The organism is Priestia sp. RMT2NF4 (assembly GCF_047872835.1).
Lineage (GTDB): Bacteria > Bacillota > Bacilli > Bacillales > Bacillaceae_H > Priestia > Priestia zanthoxyli.
Map to the genome: position 1 here is coordinate 713,699 of NZ_JBLQZO010000001.1, position 22,469 is coordinate 736,167.

Sequence of the window (22,469 nt, forward strand, 5' to 3'; positions counted from 1 at the left end):
AAACAGTTTTTTGAATATTTCACTAACTATGTTATCAAACCTGACACACTTTTGTGTAAACAAAGGTGACAAATAAGAAAAAAGACTAAATCTTGGCAGATTTAGTCTTTTTTCTTATGATGAGTGTGATTTAGTTACAATCATTCTTGATGCCGATGGAATTAACAATGAAAGAATGACTAAGCAGGCTATTAGTGACCCTACCATTGAAATACCGTTCATTGAAAAAGAATACCACAGAGCGGACATACCCTTTGGTGCGTACGATCCCCAGAAAATAATACCAGCAATAAAGTGCCAGAAATAACGTGCGAAGCTGCCGATAATAAGGGATAAAACAATTAAAACAAAAGCTTTTGATCTGTTATTGGTAGCTAAATTTGTTTTAATAGATTGTGAAAAAATACCTCCAAAACCTATAAAAGCAAAAGCTACAATATATTCAATAAATGTTTGTAGCGCTGTTAAAATATAAGCTGTTCCTGTCGCTAACTGCAAAAGTCCCCATAATAGACCAGATAGAGCCCCGCCTTTTACTCCCCAGCGAAAGCACATAATAAAAATGGGCACCATGGAGAACGAAATGCTCACAGCCGTCGCAATTTTAATTGAAGGCAAAAGGTCAAGTAGAAGTGCCAATGCTGCAAAAATAGCTATTTCAATTTTAGCCTGTAAAGGTAATGCTTTATTCACGTTTCTCACTCCTGTTTTTGAATCATTCATATCAAACGGTTTACACAGGAGTAAGCAAATATATGCTACTATTCCCACATTCCTACGCTAGCGTTAACTAACAGGTTCAAAGGGTCTGAACATTTCGTTCACTCTCAGCACGGCGGCTCCCCCTGTGGTACGTTTGGATATTTATGTAGTATAAAGACAATGTTTATTATACCATACGTAACAAAATAGATTCGAGAGATTTCAAAGATGTTTCTATTTTCTGAATCTATTTTTTATAATGACAATCGTTTTAGTATTTGTTATACTTCTTTTATGTCAATTGAATATAAAAAACCCTCATCCTAATCGATGAGGTAGAGGTCGCAGTTTTTAATAGTAAAGTAACGGAAATGCAGAGAACATTGAGGATGTTGCTTGAAAGGAAAAATTGCCGAAGTTTAAATCACTTCTCGGTTGATTTAAGCTGGGGCTGTCTCCGAACAGGAACAGAACTGTCACATCATGCGAGTGATGTGAAGAGCTATCTTCACGGAAGGTTGACGCGGTTTTCAGATTTAAAAGCGCGCACATATACTGCGGGCTTTTTTTATGTTATCCCGTCTCTTTCCGTACATTCGAAAGGAGTATTTATCTATGCAAGAGCAGCAAGAATTAAAACGTGGGTTGAAATCTCGCCACTTAACGATGATTTCATTAGGAGGAGCCATCGGAACCGGCTTATTCCTAGCAAGTGGTGGAGCAATTCACACAGCAGGACCTGGGGGAGCGCTTTTAGCTTACGCTATTATTGGCGTAATGGTTTACTTTTTGATGACCAGCCTAGCAGAGCTCGCAGCTTATATGCCTGAAGCTGGTTCATTTAGTACGTATGCGTCTCGTTTTGTAGATCCATCCTTTGGTTTCGCTCTCGGCTGGAACTACTGGTATAACTGGGCTATTACGATTGCAGCTGAATTATCTGCTGGAGCCCTTATTATGAAATTTTGGTTCCCGAACTCTTCTTCTATTTTATGGAGTGCCCTGTTTTTATTAATTATGTTTGGGCTTAACTACCTTTCTGTAAAAGGATTTGGTGAATCTGAATTTTGGTTTTCGTTAATTAAAGTAGTAACGGTTATTATCTTTTTAGTTATTGGTATTATGATGATTTTTGGTATCTTTAACAATGAAGCACCAGGTTTTAAAAACTTCACGCTTGGTGATGGACCGATTCACGGTGGATTCTTCACTGTACTAGGTATCTTTATGGCAGCTGGTTTTTCATTCCAAGGAACAGAGTTGCTTGGAGTCGCAGCTGGAGAAAGTGAAGATCCGGAAAAAACGGTTCCTCGCGCAGTTAAACAAGTCTTCTGGCGCATCTTGTTATTTTATATTTTAGCTATTTTTGTTATTGGAATGCTTATTCCATACACAGCGAATTCATTAGCAAGTGATGACGTGCGAGTAAGTCCGTTTACTTTAATATTCGAACGAGCAGGTCTGGCGTTTGCAGCATCAGCGATTAATGCCGTTATTTTAACAGCTGTTTTATCTGCTGGTAACTCAGGCATGTATGCTTCTACGCGTATGCTGTGGAACTTAGCGAAAGATGGAAAAGCACCAAGGTTCTTAGCAAAAGTGAATAAACGAGGCGTTCCAGTTAATGCCTTAATCGCAACGGCACTTGTCGGTACACTTGCATTTGGTGCTTCATTTTTTGGAGACGGTGCGGTATATACGTGGTTACTTAACGCTTCTGGTATGTCTGGTTTTATTGCTTGGTTAGGAATTGCGATCAGCCACTATCGTTTTAGAAGAGCATTTGTTGCTCAAGGTCATGATTTGAGTGAACTTCCATATCATGCAAAACTTTTCCCATTTGGCCCTATCTTTGCCTTTATTTTATGTGCCGTTGTTATTTTAGGCCAAAACTATTCGGCATTTATGGGTGACTCGATTGACTGGTACGGTGTACTTGTTTCTTATATCGGACTTCCTTTATTCTTAATTGTTTGGTTAGGATACAAATGGACGAAAAAGTCGAAGCTTATCCCGTTAAAAGAATGTCAAGTAACAGTGAAAAAATACGAATAAAAAAAGCTCTCTATTCAAAAGAATAGAGAGCTTTTTTTATATGAGCTGATCGTCAAAATGAAGAGATATATAAGCGGGTTGGTTTTTCATAACAAGCATATAACCTTTGAGGGGACGGTTATAGTAATCAGCAGCTTCGATATAATAAATACGCTGAATTAACCTGCTTAAATGAGTTGCAAAAGATGGAAGTTGGTGATTAGGAATGGTTTGGATGTAGTCTATGATTTCTTGTTTAGTTTGAAGGCCTGAACGGGTACATTCTAACAGATGAAAAAGCGGATCTGCTGCTATAGTAGATAGTTCAGAATTGTGTTTGATTCTATTCAGCTGGATATGCAGTTCTTTTTGGGACCATCTTTTCGGCACAGCTCTTAGATGTTGATATTGAAAATGTGTACTCATGATAGCTAACACCTTTCGTATTAAAATAATAAAACAACTTATTATTTTAATAACCTTTACACATGAAACTAAAACGTTACAATGTGTAAAGGTGTCATACATCTTATAAAATAAGCTGATAAAAAAGTACATCTTGCCACTGATCAAATTTCCAGCCCACTTCTTTAAACTCTCCGCAAAATGTAAAATTAAATTGCTCATGCATTTTGATACTGATATCATTCCCTTTTGTAATTCCTGAAATGACAACGTGATGGTCGAGCTCTTTAGCTAATTCCAAAATGCGCTTCATAAGCTGTTTCCCAATACCATGCCCTTGTTGATTTTTATCAATATAAATCGATAGCTCTACTGTTTGAATGTACGCTTCTTTATCTCGATACGAGGAAAGCGAAGCATAGCCCGCTACTACTCCATCTTTTTCCGCGACAATAAGTGGAAAAAGTTCATTGCTAATATGATTATTAAACCAGCCCCTTCTTTGTTCTACTGTTACAGGCGTTAAGTCAAAAGTAGCAGCACTTGTTTGAACGGACTGATTATAAATTTCAACAAGCATAGGTAAATCTTCTTCTTTAGCATAACGAATGATCATATGTACAAACTCCTTATAGTATAGAATTATCTTTATTTTACTTCTTTTAAGAAACATAATCTACATAAAAAACCGATGTGCGTATGCACATCGGTTATTGGTTTTGGGCATATTGAAAGGTTTGAAGGACTTGAAGAGTCTCTTTTGTAGAAACGACCGTTGCAAACTCTCCGTGCAAGGAAGACAGTGCGAATGTATGTACATCTTCTGCAAGAAGTCTGGTTTTTCCATCGTAGGACATACAATCAAAACAGGCCGTTGCATCGTTCACAACATACGTCCTATACCCTAGATTTCCAGCCATACGCGCAGTCGTAGAGACGCAGTGATTAGTAGTTAGTCCTATTAAGATAAGCGTATCATAGCCATTTGCTTTTAAATAGCTATCTAGCTCTGTTCCAATGAAACAGCTGTTCACGTGCTTGCGAATTAAGTATTCGTCTTCTTGTGGACCAAATCCTTCTTTGAACTGAAACCCCTTTGAACTTGGATGTAAAGGAGAGTCTGGATTTTCTGATGCATGCTGCACGTGAATGACAGGATAGTCTTGGCGCCTCCATGCTTGCAGTAGCGTCAGCATATTCTTTTCTGCATCTAAATTGTTTCTTTCTCCCCACTGGGGTGAATAAAACCCTTCTTGTACATCGATAAGTAGCAACACTGGCCGGGAACGTAGCATAAGCATCATCTTCTTTCGTCTTTATTTTAAAATGGAAATAACGTATGTGCATCCATCAGGACCGGCTTTTGAAGAATGAACCGTTTGTTTCGGTAAATGTATCCGATCTCCGGCCTGACATAGAACCGTATCACGTTCAACTGTAAAGTAAATAGATCCTTCAAGGATATGAAGAATTTCATCAGTTGGATGCGTATGAGACGGATGTGTTTGAAAAGCAATATCGTGCTGTACTTCAACGTATCCAGTATACGCCGGAAGCAGCTCTTTAATTACTTCTTCAAACTTTCCGCCAACTCCTTTTTTAATAGAGACTTTTTTTACGTCCATGCTGCTCACTCCTTTTTAATTTAAATGGACACTGTCCGGTAGTATGGTTATTATCATCGTGTAAAAAATATTGCTTCCACTCTCTGTTTTCCTGCTGTCCATACCAGCCTAACTCAGGGTGAGCTGATACGTCATCATATGTTTTTAACCGATCGCGGACGACTTTTTGTACATGCTTCCCTATTTTTGAATCTCCTGTCATACCTTCAAACACCCACCGCGGCTGAAATGTAATCATAAATCCTCTGCTCTTACGGCTTTTACGTAGAGAATGAGCAGGGGTATTACAGACGACAAAAATAGGTTCTCCGTGAAAACAAAATTCCCATAATGCATCTTTTGGGTCTTTCGGAATATCTTGCGGCCATTTCTTTTGATCAATTTGATGAAGAAACGTCAGCGTATCCCAGAACATCGTTTCGTACTCTTCCATTGACCGTTCTTTATGTTCAGGCTTAAAGAATAACACAAAGGATGTATAGCGACCTATGGTCTTAAATGTATCTATGTATTCTCTAAGTGCCGCCGCTGCATGTTTAATATCTTGATAGTTATAAGGAGTCGTCACAAATGAAAAACGCAGTAAATCTTTTTTAAAGCCTTCTACCCCTAATATACAGGGAAATGGATTTTCTTCTGATAATATATCGCTTTGGAAATATTGAAAAGCATCTTTCCCCCAGAACGGGACATGCGTTGACTCTAAAATCTCATTAGCTCGAAAAAGCATTTTTGATGCCATTAAAACCCTCCTTATGGAACTCAACGTTACATGTGTATTAAAAAAAAGAAAGTTTATGAGTATTTTTAACTAAATCTCGCTTCTAAATTATAAAATTCTAATCTATATATATATAAGCTACTATTGGACAAGTTAGAAAGGAGGCTGTGTTTGTGGAGTGGTTTTTGATTGCTATAAAACAAATAATTCTAGGTATTAGTCTCGCAGCACCGGTAGGTCCAATTAATATAGAGATGATTAAAAGAGGTCTGACAAAAGGATTTTGGGCTTCTTGGCTAGTTGGTTTAGGAGGAATGACAGCCGATATCTTATTTATGCTTCTCATTTTAATAGGGTTAACCCCTTTTGTTCAGATGCAGGCTGTTACGGTTGTCCTGTATGCAACGGGTTTTGTCATGCTCACATTTGTTGGCTTTCAAAGTATGAAACAAGCTGTCTCTCGTTCCTTTTCAGTAGATATAAATAACCCTTCTGCTAAAAAAGATAAGTCGTTTTTTACAGGTTTTTTTATTGCTCTTATGAACCCTTTAAATATTGTGTTTTGGTTTGGTGTATTTGGATCAAGCTTAAGCGAAAGCCTTCAAAGTCAAACGTGGCTATCCGTCTTTTTTCATAGCTTCTTTATTATTTTTGGCATCATTCTTTGGAATTTAAATATTGCGAGCAGCATTCATTTTACAAGAAAATTTATCACGCCTAAGCTTTTTCGCCTCATTACGTTAGGTGCTGGTTTTTTACTTTTTTTATTTGGCTGCCAATTCGGTTTTAAATGTGTATCCTTACTTATCGGCTGAGCTTTTATTGATGAGTTCAATAAGGGTGTCATTTACTTTCTCACGTTCATCATAAAAAAGACCGTGTCCACTATTTTCAAATGGGATCAGTGTAGAAAATGAAATGTGGCGATTCATTACTTTTGCAAGATCAAATGGACAAATTTGATCTTTTTTTCCGTGTAATATATATGTCTCAGCGAAAATTTGACTCAAATCTTCCCGTAAGTCTTCGTCTCGTAAAGACACCGCAGTTTTAATCGTTCCATGGCCAGATGCCTCTAAACCTAAATCTTGAAACCATCCTCTAAAAGCTGCGCTGACAGGCTGATTAAAAAATTTTTTCCCAAAGTCTTCAAGCATGTTAGGACGATCTCTATACGTATTTTGAATAATTGTATTTACTTCTTCAGAAGGAAGTCCGTATGGAAAATCAGTTTTTTGAATAAAGCTTGGAGCCGCTGCCCCTAATAAAATTAACTTCTTCACGCCATATCCTAAGTGTCTACTCATATATCGAATGGCAATGGCTCCCCCCATAGAAAAGCCTACTAGCGTATAATTTTTAAGTCTTAATTTTTCTACTAACATACGAATATCATCCGCTAATTGATTGTAAGAATAGCCGGTGAAAGGCGTATCTGATTTTCCAAATCCCCGAAGATCAGGAGCAATACACCGAATACCGCAGGCCGGCAGCGTTGTAAATTGGTATTCGTACATTTTAGCGTTAACAGGCCACCCGTGAAGGAAAAGAACGGGTTCCCCTTTTCCAATATCCCGAACAAAAAGTTTAGTCTTAGGAGTTACGTGAATAAAATAGTTCATATATAACACCTCCTAGATGTTCTTATATATATATGTTTTGGACAATTTGAACATTCAAAAGTTTCTTAGAGGCTTGTGTAGGAGATGCATGATGTTTATTTGGAATGAGGAGTAGGAAAATCATTTTATATTGTTTATTTAGAACATAGTTTAATTTAAAAATATTGGGTAAAAAAAGTAGTAAAGCTTTAAAAACTTTACTACTTTTTTTGTTATTTTTCTTCCAGCCACATATCAACTAAATTGCCAGCTTCGCTTTGGTCCAATACGAATGAACCGTTGCTGTATCGGTCACTAGCTCGCATTGTAGATGGATCAACCTGCTCGATTTGACCTTTAGATGATTCCACTATCATGTAATGCTCTTTAGAGATTACTTTTACTTTTGCAATTTGATGCGGATTAGATTTTAGTTCTCGGACCATCACTAGCCCTCGTTTTGCTCGTGCTGATTCTTCAAACTCAGCAATTTTTGTCTTTTTCACAGCTCCTCGCTGCGTGGCGATAAATAATTCAGTTGATAGAGCTTCATCTTCATCGAAGATAACGCCGCTTACAACATAATCATCGTCTTTTAAGTTAATTCCTTTTACACCAGAAGCGCGAGTTCCTACAATATTAATTTCTTCTTCCCGGAAACGCAGTCCGTAGCCAGAGCGAGTGGCAATAAACACTTGTTTTTTACCATCCGTTTGATATACGTCCACTACTTCATCATCGCCTTTTAAATTAACGGCGACAAGAGCTTTGGAGTAGCGCTGTGCTTTATATTGAAGTAATTCTGATTTTTTGACCATACCATTTTTCGTAAAGAAAAGCAGATACTGATTTTCTTTAAATTCTTTTACCGGTATCGCTCGTACAATCTGCTCTTCTTTATCAATTGGAACAATGTTCATGATATGCTGACCCATGTCTTTCCACCTGATATCAGGAAGTTCGTGCACTGGCATATATAAATAATTCCCTTTGTTTGTGAAGATGAGCAGCGTTTCGGTTGTATTAATTTCATACTTCGCTAAAATTCGGTCCGTATCTTTCATACCGAAGTCTTGCCCGTTAGACGCGGCGTAAGAACGAAGACTTGTTCGTTTTACATATCCGTCTTTTGTGACTGTTACCATCACTTCTTCAGATGGAACCATCACTTCTAGATTAATCTTAATCTCTTCGATTTCCGCTTCAATTTTTGAGCGGCGTTCTGTACTGTATTGCTTTTTTACACGGCGTAATTCTTTTTTGATTACATTAAAAAGTTTTTTCTCGCTATGTAAGATTTCTTCTAACTCGTTAATTTTAGCACCTAGCTCTTCAGCTTCCGCTTGTAGAGCTGTAATGTCCGTGTTTGTCAAACGGTATAATTGAAGCGACACAATCGCTTCTGCTTGAGGTTCTGTAAATTCATATTTGCCAATTAAATTATTTTTAGCGTCGCGCTTATCTTTAGAAGCTCTAATCGTCGCAATAACTTCATCTAAAATCGACAGTGCCTTAATCAATCCCGCTACAATATGTTCACGTTCACGTGCTTTTTGCAGTTCGTATTTAGAACGATTTGTTACTACTTCTTTTTGATGATCAATATAAGCATCAAGAATGTTAGCCAAACTCATAAGCTTTGGTCGTTTTTTTGCAATGGCAACCATGTTAAAATTATACGGTACTTGCAGATCCGTATTTTTATAAAGGAAGTGAAGTACTCCTTGAGCATTTGCGTCTTTTTTTAATTCTACTACGATGCGCAGACCCGTACGATCCGTTTCATCGCGAACTTCAGCAATACCTTCCACTTTTTTATCTAAACGAAGCTCATCCATTTTCTTCACAAGGTTGGCTTTGTTTACTTCAAACGGAATTTCCGTAATGACAATTTGCTGTTTTCCGCCGCGAATGGACTCCACTTCCGTTTTTCCGCGAATAATAATTTTCCCTTTACCTGTCTCGTAGGCTTTCTTAATCCCGTCTACACCTTGAATGATTCCCCCTGTAGGAAAATCAGGACCTTGGATAGCCGTCATTAATTCTTCAATTGTACACGTTGGTTTATCAATTCGCATGATCGTTGCGTCAATTACTTCACCTAAATGATGAGGAGGAAGTTCTGTAGCATAACCAGCTGAAATACCCGTGGATCCATTCACTAGCAAGTTAGGAAACATAGCTGGTAACACAGTTGGTTCGCTGCTTGTATCATCGAAGTTAGACACAAACTCAACCGTTTGTTTGTCAATATCTCGTAGAAGTTCTGCAGCAATCGATGAAAGGCGAGCTTCTGTATAACGCATTGCTGCTGGGGGATCTCCATCAATACTTCCGTTGTTTCCGTGCATTTCGATTAATACATTTCTAACTTTCCATTCTTGACTCATTCGAACCATGGCATCATATACAGATGAATCACCATGAGGGTGATAGTTACCAATTACGTTCCCTACAGTTTTGGCTGACTTACGAAACCCTTTTTCTGCTGTATTTCCATCTACGTGCATTGCATATAAAATACGACGCTGAACGGGTTTTAACCCGTCTCTTGCATCCGGCAGTGCACGCTCTTGAATAATATATTTACTGTATCGACCAAAACGGTCGCCTAGTACATCCTCAAGAGGTAAATCTAAAAAGCGTTCTGTTTGTGTCATTGTACGTCCTCCTCTGCGACCGTTAATACATTTTCATTATCTAAAATATTTGGATCTTCTTCTAATCCAAACGCTACGTTGCTTTCAATCCATTTTCTGCGTGGTTCTACTTTATCGCCCATCAAAGTGGTCACACGACGATCAGCGCGAGCAGCATCATCAATACGAACACGAATCAGCGTACGCGTCTCTGGGTTCATTGTTGTTTCCCAAAGCTGATCTGCGTTCATTTCACCGAGACCTTTATAGCGTTGAATCATATACCCTCTTCCTACCTTATCGATAGCACCTTGCAACTCTTCGTCACTCCATGAATATTCAACCACTTCTTTTTTACCTGACCCTTTACTTACTTTGTAGAGCGGTGGAAGAGCAATAAATACTTTTCCTGCTTCCACAAGCGGTTTCATATAGCGGTAGAAAAACGTTAGAAGAAGCACTTGAATATGAGCCCCATCCGTATCCGCATCGGTCATGATGACTATTTTATCGTAGTTAATATCATCGATTGTAAAATCTGCGCCTACTCCTCCGCCTATCGCGTGAATGATCGTACTAATTTCTTCGTTTTTAAAAATATCTTGAAGTTTGGCTTTTTCGGTATTGATAACTTTCCCTCGCAGCGGCAGCACAGCTTGAAAGCGGCGATCCCTTCCTTGTTTTGCTGAACCTCCGGCGGAATCCCCTTCGACTAGGTACAGTTCGTTTCGCTGAGGATTTCTTGATTGCGCAGGCGTTAACTTCCCGCTTAGAACAGTTTCTTGACGCTTTCGTTTTTTCCCGTTTCTTGCGTCTTCTCTCGCCTTACGTGCCGCTTCACGCGCTTGAGCAGCTTTGATTGCTTTTTTTACAAGAAGAGAGCTTACGTCTGGATTTTCTTCTAGGAAATAGGCAAGTTTTTCAGAAATAACTGCATCTACCGACGAACGAGCTTCACTTGTACCTAACTTTCCTTTGGTTTGTCCTTCAAACTGAAGCAACTCTTCAGGTATTCTAACGGAAACGATGGCTCCTAATCCTTCTCGTATATCCGTTCCTTCTAAGTTTTTGTCTTTTTCTTTTAGCAGGCTTACTTTACGGGCGTATTCATTAAACGCACGCGTCATAGCGCTTTTTGCACCGGACTCATGCGTTCCCCCGTCTTTGGTACGAACATTATTAACAAATGATAAAATGGTTTCAGAATAACCATCGTTAAATTGAAACGCAAATTCAACTTCAATATTATGATGAATCCCTTCAAAAAAGACGACTGGATGAAGTGAATCTTTTTCTTCATTTAAATATGAAACGAAGGCTTGAATACCTGTTTCATAATGAAAGATATCTTGACGATCATGCCTTTTATCGATTAACTCTATTTTGAATCCTTTTAACAGAAAAGCCGATTCGCGGAGCCGTTCACAAAGCGTATCATAATTGTACACGGTTGTTGAAAAAATCGTGGCATCCGGTTTGAAATGAATCGTTGTTCCCGTTTTTTTTGTTTTCCCTATTTTTTCTAGCGTCGTAACCGGCTTTCCTCCATTTTCAAAACGCTGTTCATAAATAAATCCATCTCTATGAATAGTTACAGTCAACCATTCAGACAGCGCATTTACAACAGATGCACCTACTCCGTGTAAGCCTCCGCTTGTTTTATATCCACCCTGTCCGAATTTACCTCCTGCATGCAAGATGGTTAAAATAACTTCAGGCGTTGGTTTTCCTAGTTTATGCATGCCCGTTGGCATACCTCGACCTTTATCTTGTACAGAAATTGAATTATCTTTGTGAATGGTTACAATAATTTCTTCTCCGTAGCCTGCTAGAGCTTCATCGACAGAGTTGTCGACGATTTCATATACTAAATGATGCAGACCTCGTGTATCCGTACTTCCAATATACATACCAGGACGTTTACGAACGGCATCTAATCCTTCTAGTACTTGAATTGCATCTTCATTATAATTAAATTGTTGTTTCCGAGCCATTCATACTACCCCTTTCATCACAACGAACATTACTACATTATGTATGAAACACAAACGTTTGCGCTTCGTGTCTAAGAATAAATGATCATGTATCCTATCTTTTAATTTTATAGTGTTCGCATCAACAGAACGTATGTTTCTATTTTTGCGTACTTACAAGATTTTAGCACAAATTTCCGTATTATAAAAGCAATATCTTGTGTATTCATGGATTATAAGCCTTATAAAGCTAGCTGTCTAACGTCTATTGTAGCGGAAACTCTCTTACTATTTCAACGCATGGTGAAACCCATGCAAGCAGTGTGCATGGGTTGGTTGTTCTGCTTATAGATCTTACTTTGTTAAAGCATGCTCGACTTTTATACAACGATCCATAACTACAGTATACCCTTTTTTAGCGAGCAGGTCATATGCTTCTTCATTAATTAAACCAGATTGTGCCCAAAATACGTCTGCATCTACTTTTAAAAACTCTTCTGCAACTTCAAGCAAATGCTCAGAGCGACGAAATACATTAACGATATCAATATGCCCTTCAATTTCTTTTAATGAAGATACGGCTTTTACGCCGAGCGCTGAGTTGATTGTTGGGTTCACCGGAATTATCTCGTAACCTTGCTGCTGCATGGCTTCTGAAACCATATAAGACGTTCGATGAGGATTATCTGATAAACCTACTACAGCAATGCGCTTGCTTTTTTTTAATATTTTACCAAGCTCTTGACGGGAAGGAATTTTAATGGACATGTCTATTACCTCTCTTAGCTATATAATATGTACTGAACAACATTCGCGATTTACAGTTGATTTCCTGCATATAGTACCCGTTTTCTCTATTTTTGTAAACGTCTTCTTTTTTAAAAATAATTGGCTCTCACCCAAAACTAACTATGTTTTTTTAAGTATCTCATGGTAAAATAGAAACGATATAGAAATAAAGGAGCTTTCAAACATGAATTATTTATTACCTATTCTTGCCTATATCTTGGGCTCTATTCCTTTTGGACTAGTTGTTGGAAAACTAGGATACGGCATCGATATACGAGAGCATGGAAGTGGCAATTTAGGCGGCACCAACTCATTTCGTACATTGGGTGTAAAAGCCGGAATTATCGTTACGCTTGGAGACATTCTAAAAGGCACCTTAGCAGCTTCTTTACCGCTTTTATTTGATACAAATCAAAACATTCTCTTCATTGGTTTATTTGCTGTCATTGGTCATATTTTTCCTATTTTCGCGAAATTTAAAGGCGGGAAAGCTGTTGCCACATCCGCCGGAGTGATTTTATGTTATGAACCTCTTTTATTTGTTTTCGTGCTATTATGTTTTTTTATCTGCTTATACATAACGAAGTATGTATCACTGTCATCAATGGTTACTGGGGTATTAACCTTTATCTACACGCTATTTAAACAAGACTACATGCTTATTATGATTATTGGTGTAATTGTAGCCTTTGTCATTTACAGACACCGCGCAAACATTACGCGAATTCTTAACAAAACAGAACCGAAAGTCACATTTTTATCAGGTAAAAAGAAATAAGAGGAAGATCCTCTTATTTCTTTTTTTATAACCACTTTGTAAGCGAATACATTTCTTGTTTATTAGTTATACTGATACTAAAATAAGGAGGTGAATAATGTGAAGAAAAAATGTCCCATTTGCAAACGTAATAAGAAAATGGATTCACAGCTAGAAGGAAGCCGCTACTGCGTTCACTGCTGGGAAACCATTGGAAAACAATATGATTTTAAATGAAAGAATGAAACGATTTAATATAGAAATGAAGCATTCGCCTCTATATTAAATCGTTTTATTTTATTTTATCTTATTCCTTCCTAGCTGGATTCGTATATATTGGTAATTTATCTATCTTTCTACTATAATAAATGTATCCGCAGTATTGGAAGGAGCATAATTAATGAAATTAACAGTAACAGAAGCAGCAGCTACGTGGTACAAAGACGAAATGATGCTAGAAGGAAACGAAACAATTCGCTTTTTTGTTCGCTACGGCGGATGCAGCAACGTTCAAAAAGGTTTTTCTTTAGGTGTAAACACAGATTCTCCTAAAAACGTTGGCGTTGAAACAAAAGTTGACGGTTTAACATTTTTCGTAGAAGATGAAGACCTTTGGTACTTTGATGGTCATGATTTGACCGTAAATTATAATGAAGAAACAAAAGAACCTGACTTTCATTACGAAGCGTAAGAAAAAAAGCATCGATTTATCGATGCTTTTTATTCTTACGCTTAACCCTGCTTTTTGGCGTCTTCATAGGCTTTATGCCATTCCGGATAATTACGGCGAATCGAAATAGGCTTAAAGTTTTCTTTTTTTACACATACGTGTGACGATGTTCCTGTTAACGCAAGTTCTTCATCTGAATTAAAAATTTCGTATCCGTACACAACGCGTAGACCGTCATAGTTCTCAACCCAAGTATGTACCACAGCTGTCTCGCCATAATGAAGCGGCTTTTTATATGATGCCTGTATATCAATAACTGGCGACAGCACACCGTCTCTTTCCATTTGTGCATAGCTAAAACCTAAATCACTGATAAACTGTGTTCGGCCTATTTCCATCCATACTAAATAGTTAGCATGATACACAACGCCCATCTGATCGGTTTCTGCATAGCGCACTTCGATTTCTTTCTTCGATACTAGCATGACTCTACCTCCTCTTGCACTGTTCCTGTTTTATCTTACCATATAAGGAGAATATACTCCTACTAGTTTGGTTATTACTCAATATGTTGTAAGACTAAGCGCATCTTGAATACGATATATCAGTGTTTCCAGCCTCGTCATCTTATTTTCATACCTTTTATAAGGAAGTGTGTATGTGTAGTCTTTATTTGTCCATAGGCGGTCAAAATAAGCGTTTAGTTCCGTCATAACCTTTTTGTTAGGAGGTCCTGATACTTTAATATCCGTTTCTAAGTTCAAATCATCCAAATTTCGTTTTGTGAAATTTGCTGCTCCTGCAATAATCATTGCCTTTCTTTTGTTTCGAATAAATAAAGTTTTAGGATGATACTGCTCTTTTCCCGTATGATACCAGCGAACTTTAATATCGCCTTTAGATTTTTTCACAAGTTCTGCTGCGACTGGACGGTTAGGCAGTCCGAACTTTTTTCTTCCGAACGCATTTTCATTAGGGTCTAAAATTAATCGTACGTTTGCCCCTTGTTTGGAAGCTTTCAAAAGCGCCTTTATTACGTCTCGATCTCCAAGATAAAACATGCCAAGCCACACATCGTCGCCTTTTTTAGCATGACGTAAATCATTTAATACGTGCTTATAGATTTTGCCTTCTGTTAACAGCTGAACATAGAGGTCTCCCTTTTCTTTTTCTTTCTTCTTATACCGAGGTAAATCTCCTCCGTAAGAAAAATCAGACACGGCTTGTTCGCTTTTTACAACATCTCCAATGATATTCCCTTTTACTTCAAAGGCCATGTTGGAATTATAAAAGCTTGCATCATGAGGATTGGCAGAGGAGATAATAACGCTTTGATCGGTTGCTACTACTTTTCTGTGATTAGCTTTTACATTTAACAACTTAAAATAAGCACGGGCCGTCACGTTAGGCGCATTATTTCCGAAAGGATTCGTGATCCATCCAGTTCCTTTTTCACCAAACCACTGAACAAAAGTTCTCCACACTGAAGAATATAGTGGAATGGAGTCTCTGAGCTTAGATAAATTGGTTTGCACCACTTTGATTCCGTTTAGCCGCAGTGAATCTAACCACTTTGAATCATGTGAGCCGTAGGTTGTATTGATTTCATCTGTAATAAAGACGATTTCGATAGTAGGATGTTTTCGTTTCTTTTCAATCAGCTTACTTGCAAGCGTATCACTAAGGTGAGGAAACGTTTCACCTTGGTTATAGTAGCCATTAAATAGAAACATATCCATAATAATAAAAGCTTTTGCGTCATCAATCGCATTCGTAACTGCTTGAAAAATATGTTGTTCGGAAACCGACGTCTGCTGGTCTTGATACGTTAGGTCCGATAAAAGAAATACATCTTCTACTTTGTGAGGCCTACTTTCGTATGAAACTCCTTTTGGCAAGGGCTTATGCGTGTGATAAGAGTCCACAATAATCAAAACGACAAGTAAACTGACCAAAATCCTTACTATTTTCTTTTTCACGTGCTTTTTCACCTACATAAACCTCTTCGCTAGTTTATATTATTATTCACCTTACTAAAAAAATATAGAAAGAAAGCAGCTAAAACCGTTTATTTTTAGCTGCTTATTGTCGCTGTTTTACTTATTAAATCGTACCTTCGTAACCATTTTGACGAGCTTCTGATTCATCTTGTATTTCGCTGCGCATTGCTTCAATGCTTACTTCGCGATTGTGATTTTTTTGCTGAATGCGCTGACGTTCTTCTTCAGTGCTGCATGCAGCAGCTTCTTCTGCTTCTTCAATGTTTTTCATTGTATTTTGTACCATTGTTTGTAATTTTTCAACGTTATCACTGCGATCGTCTGGATTCGGTTTATTCCATGCCATTGTATCTTCCTCCTCAAAATAACTTTGTTACAATTGTAGTATGCCGGATTTGTTCATCTCTATAAGTGGAAAAAAATGATTTTAGTTTACATAATATAATTATAATTAAGTTAAAATGTATATATAAAACATACATTTTATGGTAATATATACATACAAAGGGGGAATCGCTATGACCAAACGAATGATAACATTACTAAGCGTCATCTTTATTGCAGTGCTTGCCGTATTTTTTATGTCGCAAACTTCATTGGCATCAAAATTGACAATAAGTGCCTCTATCAAGCCTCACCATTACTCAAAACATGAAGAAAAAATGTTAGCCGTGACAAACTTAGACTACAAAAGCAATATCATGGCATACGATGTTAAAGCTCCTAATGGAGCAAAAGAAGCTTATGTAAAAGCTACTTATTATGAAAAGGGAAAAGCCAAACAACCTTTATTCTCAGGAGGGTTGACTGTTTCAAAAGAATTTGACATGTTTGCTATTACATATAAAATCGATGATGATACTCACAAAGTAATGTTTAATGTGGGAAGCAACGATACAAACCTAGGGATAGAAGCGGAAAAGCCAAAGAAAATGAACGGCTATTCCTTTACTGGATTAGAGAAACAACAAAAAGTGAAAATGAATAAACCATATCCAGTTGCTGCTTTATTTGGTGACGATGGCAGTGGCATACGAGTTGCTCCGCTTTCAACCGATGACGGAGAAGTTGTTAAAGAGCTTATTTCGAGCAACCCTTACGTTTATTTATTCACAGTAGAATTCAAATAATAAAAAGTCGCTGAATTCAGCGACTTTTTATTCATTCACCTTTGGTTTGAATAACTTGAGGATGCTTGCCGGATGTATCTTGCATTTGTTTTCCGTTATTTCCACCAGCTTCTCTCGGTTGAGTGCCGATGTGATTCGGAACAAAACTTTTGCTTTGTTTTTTAGGATTTCCCATGCTTATCCCCTCCTCACCGTTACTCTAACCAACTTACTTTAAAGTTATTCAGCTCTTTCAAGCATACGATCTTCTAACCGCTTTTCAATTTCCAATTCAATGCGTTCAATTTCTGACTGATCTTTTAACAGCTGCGTTTTATTTTCTTGCACTAACTCTTCAAATGAACGTTTGCGTAATTTTCTCATGATTCCAACACCTACTTTATGTAATTTTTATGAAAAATCTGAAAAATCAAAAGAAACTGATATCATATAACTATCTATATTGTAACCAATTTGTCAGATAAGTAAACATACTTTTTGAAAAGTTGTAAGAAAGTTTGACATATTTACTGACTTATCTATATATACGATGGTAAAGTAAATAAGTTTCATTTTTAATAAAACAAGCAGCGAAGTTAATTCGCTGCTTGTTGAGCAAAGTTTTCCATTTGTTTAAGCGTCATTGGACCATTCACTCGCTGAACAATTTTCCCTTCTTCATCTATAAAGTAAGATGTCGGAATGGTGGACACCCGGTATTTTTTACTTCCCACAGTATCTTGGTCGTCCAATAATACATGAAACGTAAACTGTTTTTCTTTCAGAAACTTAGATACTGCCTGTTTACTACCTTCTGATGAAGTTAAATTAACCGCAAGCAGCTGTACGTCGTTTCCATATTTCTTATAAAATGCTTGCATATCGGGCATTTCTTTTTGACACGGCGGACACCATGTGGCCCAAAAATTTAAAATAACTTTTTTTCCTTTAAAGTCCGATAATTGAACAGTTTTTCCGTTCGTATCTGAAAGTGTAAACGGAGGTGCTGTATCTTTTGGTTCTAACCCATAAGCTTGACCAGAAGCCTGACGAGCACTATCGCCTTTTTTAATATTTAAATCCTTGTATTCGCTTAAGTTAGAATTATCGGATGCTTCATTTGGAGAAAGCCCTTCCCAAAGTGCGTAGCTAAGAAAGCCTACTAGAAGCAAGACCGCAATTATTTTTTTAACCATATGATCGGCTCCTTTATTTCTTCTAAAAAGTGATAATCTATGTACTAATAGATATGTGCAATATCTACTAAAATAATCCTTTTATCGGGCATTTTCTTTTATAATATAGCATATTTCCCTCTCACTTTTTGTCGAAAACGGTGCGTTTGCATAAAAAAAGAGCGGCTCACGAGAACCGCTCTTTTTCTTTATACCTTACGCATGTGTTTTAGACTGTAATTTATCACGAAGCACCATTTGAAGGATACCACCGTGACGATAGTAATCAATTTCAACTTCACTATCGAAACGAACCAGTACTTCAAATTCTTTTTTGTTTCCAGCTTCATCAGTTGCTGTTACTTTTACAAGATCACGTGGTTTTACTGTTTCATCAACTGCTACTGCAATTGTTTCTTTTCCAGTTAAACCTAATGTATCTGCGCTTTCACCATCTTTAAATTGAAGAGGTAAAACACCCATTAATACTAGGTTTGAACGGTGAATACGCTCAAAGCTTTCAGCGATTACTGTTTTAATACCTAAAAGATTTGTGCCTTTTGCTGCCCAGTCACGAGAACTTCCCATGCCGTAATCTTTACCTGCAAGTACAACAAGACCTGTACCTTGCTCTTTGTATTTCATACAAGCATCATAAATGCTCATTACGTCATTTGTTGGCCAGTACGTTGTCCAGCCGCCTTCTGTACCAGGAGCTACTTGGTTTTTAATGCGGATGTTTGCAAACGTACCGCGCATCATCACTTCATGGTTACCACGACGAGAACCGTATGAGTTAAAGTCTTTTGGTTCTACACCGTTTTCTTGAAGGTAAAGACCTGCAGGTGATGTTTTTGCAATTGAACCCGCTGGTGAAATGTGATCCGTTGTCACTGAGTCACCAAATTTCGCTACTACGCGAAGATCATTTAACGGTTCTACTTCACCTGGCTCTTCTGATAAGCCTTCAAAGAACGGTGGGTTTTGAATGTATGTTGAATCATTCTCCCACGTATAAAGAGCATCTTCGCTCGTTTTAATTTCATTCCAGCGCTCATTGTCATCGAATACACGCTCATACTCGTTACGGAATAATTCAGGCGTTACGGTACGGCTAACAACTTCTTTAATTTCATCTTGAGAAGGCCAGATGTCGCTAAAGAATACTTCATTGCCGTCTGTATCAATGCCGATTGGATCTTTTTGTAAATCTACATCTACCGTTCCAGCCAGTGCATATGCTACAACAAGCGGTGGAGAAGCAAGGTAGTTACCCTTTACTAATTGGTGAATACGTCCTTCAAAGTTACGGTTTCCTGAAAGAACAGACGTTACAAGCAAGTCGCTGTCTGCAATCGCTGCTTCAATTTCAGCTTCAAGTGGACCAGAGTTACCGATACAAGTCGTACAGCCATAGCCTACGATGTTAAAGCCGATTTTATCTAAGTATGGAAGCAATCCTGAATTTTGAAGGTAAGCCGTTACTACTTTTGAACCTGGTGCTAAAGAAGTTTTCACGTAAGCTGGAACATCCAATCCTTTTTCTACCGCTTTTTTCGCAACTAAACCAGCTGCTACCAATACGTAAGGATTTGATGTGTTCGTACAGCTTGTGATAGCCGCAATAGCGATGGCACCTGTTTTCATTGTTGTTTCTGAACCGTCTGCAAGCTTAAACGTAACTTCTTTATCCACGTCTTTAGCATCAAGTCCGAAGCTTTGATTGCTAACAGGAGCTGTTAAAGCTTTCTTGAATTCTGTTTGCATTTGAGAAAGTGGAATTAAATCTTGCGGACGCTTTGGACCTGAAAGATTTGCTTCAATCTCAGCAAGATTAATCTCAACAACATCAGTGAAAATTGGATCTTCATTTTCTGGTGTAAAGAATAAACCGTTTGCTTTTGTATATTGTTCGACAACCTGAATGTCTTTTTCATCTCTTCCTGTTAAACGCATGTATGCTAATGCCTCTGCGTCAACTGGGAAGAACCCGCATGTTGCACCGTATTCAGGAGCCATATTAGCAATTGTTGCACGGTCAGCTAATGGAAGTTCAGCTACGCCAGGACCGAAGAATTCAACGAATTTTCCGACTACTCCTTTTTGACGAAGCACTTGCGTAACTTTTAACGCTAAGTCTGTAGCTGTAGTACCGTTTGGTAATTCACCAACAAGTTTAACACCGATTACTTCAGGAACTGGGAAATAAGAAGGTTGACCAAGCATGCCTGCTTCCGCTTCAATACCGCCAACACCCCATCCTAAAACACCGATACCATTAATCATCGTTGTATGAGAGTCAGTACCTACTAGAGAATCAGGGAAAGCTACGAATTCGCCATCTTCTTCAACAGCATGAACAACGTTTGCTAAATATTCTAAATTTACTTGATGCACGATACCAGTAGCTGGCGGAACTGCACGATAGTTATTAAATGATTTTTGAGCCCAGCTTAAGAAATTATAGCGCTCTGTATTACGTTGAAACTCAAGGTCCATATTAATTCGTAATGAGTCAGCTGTACCTGCTTTATCAACTTGTACGGAGTGGTCGACAACGAGGTCTACTGGAATTTCTGGATTGATTTTGTCAGGATCTCCTCCTAAATCAGCCATTGCTTTACGAAGTGACGCTAAGTCTACAACCGCTGGAACTCCAGTGAAATCTTGAAGAATAACACGAGATGGTTTGAAAGGAACATCGATATCTTTGATATCTTTTGTTCCCCATTTTGCAAGGTTTTCGACGTGTTCTTTTGTAATAACACGGCCATCTACCTGACGAAGAACAGATTCTAATAATACTTTAATTGAATACGGCAGCTTAGATACTTTACCTAAACCTGCTTCCTCTAAAGCTTGTAAGCGGTAATAATTATATGTGCTGCCATTAAGATCGAATGACGAACGAACGTTAAAAACGTCTTTTTTAGTCATTACTTTTACCCCCTTAAAATTCTATGTATAAAGGATTTACTTACCCCATCCTCTATTCCCTTCACCATCTATCTTAATATAATATTATACATAAGTAAATAAAAAGAATGTTATTAATTAACATAAGTTTCACTTATAACCTTTTTCCATCTGCCTTTTATTTTTCTAATAATTCATATTTCATTGATTTTTACGCATGCTAGAAACGGAGGTGATTCAACATGGCTAAACGCAAGTCAAACCACGTCATTCCTGGAGCTAACGCGGCTAGCGCTCAAGGAAAAGGAGCGGGTTATAATGAAGAATTTTCAAATGAACCATTAACCGAACAACAGAAACAAAATAATAAAAAACGCAAAAAAAATCAATAAAACACTCTCTTATTGGATATACTAATCACTAGTTAGAAAAGCAAAATCGTTTAACTCCATGAAATCTAACGAGAAGGCGTCATTATATATGGCGCTTTTTTTCTGTTCCCATTTCCTGTTTTTGCTAAACCTATTTTTAGAAAGGGGAATTTTTCATCGGATAAATCCCCTGTCACTATCCCACCCTAATAAATGAAAGGGAGGGTTTAACTATGAACAAAAACAGCAGCAAAGACATCAGAAGAAATGCGCCAAAAAGCAATTCTGGACAGCCCGAACCGCTAAGCGGATCTCATAAAGTAAAGAACCGTAAGCATTCTCGCCAAAAACACAATAGCGGACATGATATGTAAAACAGCGGCAAGCTCTCTACAGAGCTTGCTTTTTTATGCATAGAAAAGGCAGCTAGTACTTCAAGCTTATTCTTTGCACAGGAGTTCACTAAGTACATAAACGCGCATATGATAGTAAAGTGAAACAGTTTAAATAATGGAGGAACGTAGAAATGAAAAACAAGCGTCTGCCAGCAGACCAAATGTTTGTAAAAGGCTTTCAAGAGTTGTTAGAAGTCATGCTTTCAAATCCCTTTATGAGTTATTTAGATTATGATTCCGTTCGTATAGATTTATTTGAAACAGAACAATCATTTATTGTCGAAGCTGAATTATTAGGGTATCACCCTAAGGATATTATCGTTCAGATACAAGCTGACCACTTACAGCTCACAGCCAAAAAATACTGCCTTAGAGAATTTCATGATGAAAAGCAAGGAACGCTTGCAAGAGAACAAATGGAAGAAAGCGTTGAACGTACAATTGACTTTCCATTTTCATTGTTGAATAAAAAGATTACCGCTACATTTAGTAACGAAATCCTTGAAATTACGATTTCCAAACATGAGACAAATGAATCTAATCAGCCAATAGTTCCTATTGAGTTCCAATAAAGCTGCAGATGTTGT

Annotated in this window: 25 protein-coding genes and 2 riboswitches; of the genes, 8 read left to right on the plus strand and 17 right to left on the minus strand. The window is 37.7% G+C overall.

The genetic code is table 11. The features are described from left to right. Positions 1 to 114 precede the first annotated feature (114 nt). Positions 115 to 723: an energy-coupled thiamine transporter ThiT gene (thiT, locus tag ACMX9J_RS03565; protein ID WP_047751853.1), complete on the minus strand. Its 609-nt coding sequence runs from the start codon at positions 721 to 723 to the stop codon at positions 115 to 117. Positions 724 to 755: 32 nt separating this feature from the next. Then, a riboswitch (TPP riboswitch) is annotated at positions 756 to 856 on the minus strand. Positions 857 to 1,030: 174 nt separating this feature from the next. Further along, a riboswitch (Lysine riboswitch) is annotated at positions 1,031 to 1,215 on the plus strand. Between the two features lie 102 nt (positions 1,216 to 1,317). Here thiT and ACMX9J_RS03570 point away from each other — a divergent pair. Beyond that, on the plus strand, positions 1,318 to 2,757 hold the full coding sequence (locus ACMX9J_RS03570) for an amino acid permease (protein WP_047750873.1): 1,440 nt from the start codon (positions 1,318 to 1,320) through the stop codon (positions 2,755 to 2,757). Positions 2,758 to 2,793: 36 nt separating this feature from the next. On the opposite strand, the gene ACMX9J_RS03575 is transcribed toward ACMX9J_RS03570, so the two are convergent. From ACMX9J_RS03575 to ACMX9J_RS03595, 5 genes are all read right to left on the minus strand, one after another. Further along, positions 2,794 to 3,162: a hypothetical protein gene (locus ACMX9J_RS03575; protein WP_221817405.1), complete on the minus strand. Its 369-nt coding sequence runs from the start codon at positions 3,160 to 3,162 to the stop codon at positions 2,794 to 2,796. A 103-nt stretch (positions 3,163 to 3,265) separates the two neighbouring features. Continuing rightward, positions 3,266 to 3,757 carry a GNAT family N-acetyltransferase gene (locus ACMX9J_RS03580; RefSeq protein WP_033579112.1) on the minus strand — a complete coding sequence of 164 codons (492 nt, stop codon included), beginning with the start codon at positions 3,755 to 3,757 and terminating at the stop codon, positions 3,266 to 3,268. Positions 3,758 to 3,851: 94 nt separating this feature from the next. Further along, complete coding sequence (locus ACMX9J_RS03585) at positions 3,852 to 4,436, minus strand: cysteine hydrolase family protein (RefSeq protein ID WP_033579113.1); 585 nt, start codon at positions 4,434 to 4,436, stop codon at positions 3,852 to 3,854. Between the two features lie 21 nt (positions 4,437 to 4,457). Continuing rightward, the gene (locus ACMX9J_RS03590; RefSeq protein ID WP_216889834.1) at positions 4,458 to 4,766 is read right to left on the minus strand and encodes a cupin domain-containing protein; all 309 of its coding nucleotides are present in this window, start codon (positions 4,764 to 4,766) and stop codon (positions 4,458 to 4,460) included. Further along, complete coding sequence (locus tag ACMX9J_RS03595; protein WP_033579114.1) at positions 4,741 to 5,508, minus strand: YqcI/YcgG family protein; 768 nt, start codon at positions 5,506 to 5,508, stop codon at positions 4,741 to 4,743. Before ACMX9J_RS03595 ends, ACMX9J_RS03590 begins: the two co-directional genes overlap by 26 nt. 152 nt (positions 5,509 to 5,660) lie before the next feature. Here ACMX9J_RS03595 and ACMX9J_RS03600 point away from each other — a divergent pair, with 152 nt between their 5' ends. Next, complete coding sequence (locus ACMX9J_RS03600; protein WP_416225425.1) at positions 5,661 to 6,302, plus strand: LysE family transporter; 642 nt, start codon at positions 5,661 to 5,663, stop codon at positions 6,300 to 6,302. On the opposite strand, the gene ACMX9J_RS03605 is transcribed toward ACMX9J_RS03600, so the two are convergent. The 4 genes from ACMX9J_RS03605 to ACMX9J_RS03620 all read right to left on the minus strand — a co-directional run bounded on the left by ACMX9J_RS03605 (position 6,288) and on the right by ACMX9J_RS03620 (position 12,468). Beyond that, complete coding sequence (locus ACMX9J_RS03605) at positions 6,288 to 7,109, minus strand: alpha/beta fold hydrolase (protein ID WP_416225426.1); 822 nt, start codon at positions 7,107 to 7,109, stop codon at positions 6,288 to 6,290. The two genes, ACMX9J_RS03600 and ACMX9J_RS03605, sit on opposite strands and share 15 nt — an antisense overlap. 212 nt (positions 7,110 to 7,321) lie before the next feature. Then, positions 7,322 to 9,748 carry a DNA topoisomerase IV subunit A gene (parC, locus tag ACMX9J_RS03610; RefSeq protein WP_033579117.1) on the minus strand — a complete coding sequence of 809 codons (2,427 nt, stop codon included), beginning with the start codon at positions 9,746 to 9,748 and terminating at the stop codon, positions 7,322 to 7,324. Continuing rightward, on the minus strand, positions 9,745 to 11,721 hold the full coding sequence (gene parE / locus ACMX9J_RS03615; RefSeq protein ID WP_028413163.1) for a DNA topoisomerase IV subunit B: 1,977 nt from the start codon (positions 11,719 to 11,721) through the stop codon (positions 9,745 to 9,747). The genes parC and parE overlap by 4 nt, the downstream gene beginning before the upstream one ends. A gap of 333 nt (positions 11,722 to 12,054) precedes the next feature. Continuing rightward, positions 12,055 to 12,468, minus strand: coding sequence for a CoA-binding protein (locus ACMX9J_RS03620; protein ID WP_048019240.1), 414 nt, complete (start codon positions 12,466 to 12,468; stop codon positions 12,055 to 12,057). A 205-nt stretch (positions 12,469 to 12,673) separates the two neighbouring features. Here ACMX9J_RS03620 and plsY point away from each other — a divergent pair, with 205 nt between their 5' ends. After that, positions 12,674 to 13,267, plus strand: a complete 594-nt coding sequence (plsY, locus tag ACMX9J_RS03625) for a glycerol-3-phosphate 1-O-acyltransferase PlsY (RefSeq protein ID WP_014459891.1) — start codon at positions 12,674 to 12,676, stop codon at positions 13,265 to 13,267. Between the two features lie 379 nt (positions 13,268 to 13,646). After that, the gene (locus tag ACMX9J_RS03630; protein ID WP_013057245.1) at positions 13,647 to 13,937 is read left to right on the plus strand and encodes a HesB/YadR/YfhF family protein; all 291 of its coding nucleotides are present in this window, start codon (positions 13,647 to 13,649) and stop codon (positions 13,935 to 13,937) included. Positions 13,938 to 13,978: 41 nt separating this feature from the next. Here ACMX9J_RS03630 and ACMX9J_RS03635 read toward each other — a convergent pair whose 3' ends face one another. The 3 genes from ACMX9J_RS03635 to tlp form a co-directional block, all read right to left on the minus strand. Continuing rightward, positions 13,979 to 14,401, minus strand: a complete 423-nt coding sequence (locus ACMX9J_RS03635) for an acyl-CoA thioesterase (protein ID WP_048019239.1) — start codon at positions 14,399 to 14,401, stop codon at positions 13,979 to 13,981. A gap of 78 nt (positions 14,402 to 14,479) precedes the next feature. Further along, entirely contained in the window at positions 14,480 to 15,907 is a 1,428-nt protein-coding gene (locus ACMX9J_RS03640) for a phospholipase D family protein (protein ID WP_416225427.1), read from the minus strand. Positions 15,908 to 16,019: 112 nt separating this feature from the next. Beyond that, positions 16,020 to 16,262, minus strand: a complete 243-nt coding sequence (gene tlp, locus ACMX9J_RS03645) for a small acid-soluble spore protein Tlp (protein ID WP_047750867.1) — start codon at positions 16,260 to 16,262, stop codon at positions 16,020 to 16,022. 172 nt (positions 16,263 to 16,434) lie between these two features. On the opposite strand from tlp, the gene ACMX9J_RS03650 reads away from it, so the two are divergent. Further along, positions 16,435 to 17,046, plus strand: coding sequence for a hypothetical protein (locus tag ACMX9J_RS03650; protein ID WP_047750866.1), 612 nt, complete (start codon positions 16,435 to 16,437; stop codon positions 17,044 to 17,046). 31 nt (positions 17,047 to 17,077) lie between these two features. On the opposite strand, the gene ACMX9J_RS03655 is transcribed toward ACMX9J_RS03650, so the two are convergent. The 4 genes from ACMX9J_RS03655 to acnA form a co-directional block, all read right to left on the minus strand. Beyond that, on the minus strand, positions 17,078 to 17,221 hold the full coding sequence (locus ACMX9J_RS03655; RefSeq protein WP_014459885.1) for an acid-soluble spore protein N: 144 nt from the start codon (positions 17,219 to 17,221) through the stop codon (positions 17,078 to 17,080). Between the two features lie 44 nt (positions 17,222 to 17,265). Then, entirely contained in the window at positions 17,266 to 17,409 is a 144-nt protein-coding gene (locus ACMX9J_RS03660) for an FbpB family small basic protein (RefSeq protein WP_014459884.1), read from the minus strand. 212 nt (positions 17,410 to 17,621) lie between these two features. Then, on the minus strand, positions 17,622 to 18,221 hold the full coding sequence (locus ACMX9J_RS03665) for a TlpA disulfide reductase family protein (RefSeq protein WP_028413159.1): 600 nt from the start codon (positions 18,219 to 18,221) through the stop codon (positions 17,622 to 17,624). A gap of 195 nt (positions 18,222 to 18,416) precedes the next feature. Beyond that, on the minus strand, positions 18,417 to 21,137 hold the full coding sequence (acnA, locus tag ACMX9J_RS03670) for an aconitate hydratase AcnA (protein WP_416225428.1): 2,721 nt from the start codon (positions 21,135 to 21,137) through the stop codon (positions 18,417 to 18,419). 221 nt (positions 21,138 to 21,358) lie between these two features. Here acnA and sspO point away from each other — a divergent pair, with 221 nt between their 5' ends. The 3 genes from sspO (at position 21,359) to ACMX9J_RS03685 (ending at position 22,454) form a co-directional block, all read left to right on the plus strand. Continuing rightward, a complete protein-coding gene (gene sspO / locus ACMX9J_RS03675) occupies positions 21,359 to 21,508 on the plus strand; it encodes a small acid-soluble spore protein O (RefSeq protein WP_013083371.1) in 150 nt (49 codons plus the stop codon). A 212-nt stretch (positions 21,509 to 21,720) separates the two neighbouring features. After that, complete coding sequence (locus tag ACMX9J_RS03680; protein ID WP_013057256.1) at positions 21,721 to 21,861, plus strand: small acid-soluble spore protein P; 141 nt, start codon at positions 21,721 to 21,723, stop codon at positions 21,859 to 21,861. 152 nt (positions 21,862 to 22,013) lie between these two features. Further along, on the plus strand, positions 22,014 to 22,454 hold the full coding sequence (locus ACMX9J_RS03685; protein WP_034266496.1) for an Hsp20/alpha crystallin family protein: 441 nt from the start codon (positions 22,014 to 22,016) through the stop codon (positions 22,452 to 22,454). The last annotated feature ends 15 nt before the right edge of the window (positions 22,455 to 22,469 follow it).

Excerpts from the sequence above, each read along its gene's own strand:
- thiT (WP_047751853.1), bottom strand. The coding sequence starts at position 723 with ATGAATGATTCAAAAACAGGAGTGAGAAACGTGAATAAAGCATTACCT.
- ACMX9J_RS03570 (WP_047750873.1), top strand. The coding sequence starts at position 1,318 with ATGCAAGAGCAGCAAGAATTAAAACGTGGGTTGAAATCTCGCCACTTA.
- ACMX9J_RS03575 (WP_221817405.1), bottom strand. The coding sequence starts at position 3,162 with ATGAGTACACATTTTCAATATCAACATCTAAGAGCTGTGCCGAAAAGA.
- ACMX9J_RS03580 (WP_033579112.1), bottom strand. The coding sequence starts at position 3,757 with ATGATCATTCGTTATGCTAAAGAAGAAGATTTACCTATGCTTGTTGAA.
- ACMX9J_RS03585 (WP_033579113.1), bottom strand. The coding sequence starts at position 4,436 with ATGCTACGTTCCCGGCCAGTGTTGCTACTTATCGATGTACAAGAAGGG.
- ACMX9J_RS03590 (WP_216889834.1), bottom strand. The coding sequence starts at position 4,766 with ATGGACGTAAAAAAAGTCTCTATTAAAAAAGGAGTTGGCGGAAAGTTT.
- ACMX9J_RS03595 (WP_033579114.1), bottom strand. The coding sequence starts at position 5,508 with ATGGCATCAAAAATGCTTTTTCGAGCTAATGAGATTTTAGAGTCAACG.
- ACMX9J_RS03605 (WP_416225426.1), bottom strand. The coding sequence starts at position 7,109 with ATGAACTATTTTATTCACGTAACTCCTAAGACTAAACTTTTTGTTCGG.
- parC (WP_033579117.1), bottom strand. The coding sequence starts at position 9,748 with ATGACACAAACAGAACGCTTTTTAGATTTACCTCTTGAGGATGTACTA.
- parE (WP_028413163.1), bottom strand. The coding sequence starts at position 11,721 with ATGGCTCGGAAACAACAATTTAATTATAATGAAGATGCAATTCAAGTA.
- ACMX9J_RS03620 (WP_048019240.1), bottom strand. The coding sequence starts at position 12,468 with ATGTCCATTAAAATTCCTTCCCGTCAAGAGCTTGGTAAAATATTAAAA.
- plsY (WP_014459891.1), top strand. The coding sequence starts at position 12,674 with ATGAATTATTTATTACCTATTCTTGCCTATATCTTGGGCTCTATTCCT.
- ACMX9J_RS03630 (WP_013057245.1), top strand. The coding sequence starts at position 13,647 with ATGAAATTAACAGTAACAGAAGCAGCAGCTACGTGGTACAAAGACGAA.
- ACMX9J_RS03635 (WP_048019239.1), bottom strand. The coding sequence starts at position 14,401 with ATGCTAGTATCGAAGAAAGAAATCGAAGTGCGCTATGCAGAAACCGAT.
- tlp (WP_047750867.1), bottom strand. The coding sequence starts at position 16,262 with ATGGCATGGAATAAACCGAATCCAGACGATCGCAGTGATAACGTTGAA.
- ACMX9J_RS03650 (WP_047750866.1), top strand. The coding sequence starts at position 16,435 with ATGACCAAACGAATGATAACATTACTAAGCGTCATCTTTATTGCAGTG.
- ACMX9J_RS03655 (WP_014459885.1), bottom strand. The coding sequence starts at position 17,221 with ATGGGAAATCCTAAAAAACAAAGCAAAAGTTTTGTTCCGAATCACATC.
- ACMX9J_RS03660 (WP_014459884.1), bottom strand. The coding sequence starts at position 17,409 with ATGAGAAAATTACGCAAACGTTCATTTGAAGAGTTAGTGCAAGAAAAT.
- ACMX9J_RS03665 (WP_028413159.1), bottom strand. The coding sequence starts at position 18,221 with ATGGTTAAAAAAATAATTGCGGTCTTGCTTCTAGTAGGCTTTCTTAGC.
- acnA (WP_416225428.1), bottom strand. The coding sequence starts at position 21,137 with ATGACTAAAAAAGACGTTTTTAACGTTCGTTCGTCATTCGATCTTAAT.
- sspO (WP_013083371.1), top strand. The coding sequence starts at position 21,359 with ATGGCTAAACGCAAGTCAAACCACGTCATTCCTGGAGCTAACGCGGCT.
- ACMX9J_RS03680 (WP_013057256.1), top strand. The coding sequence starts at position 21,721 with ATGAACAAAAACAGCAGCAAAGACATCAGAAGAAATGCGCCAAAAAGC.
- ACMX9J_RS03685 (WP_034266496.1), top strand. The coding sequence starts at position 22,014 with ATGAAAAACAAGCGTCTGCCAGCAGACCAAATGTTTGTAAAAGGCTTT.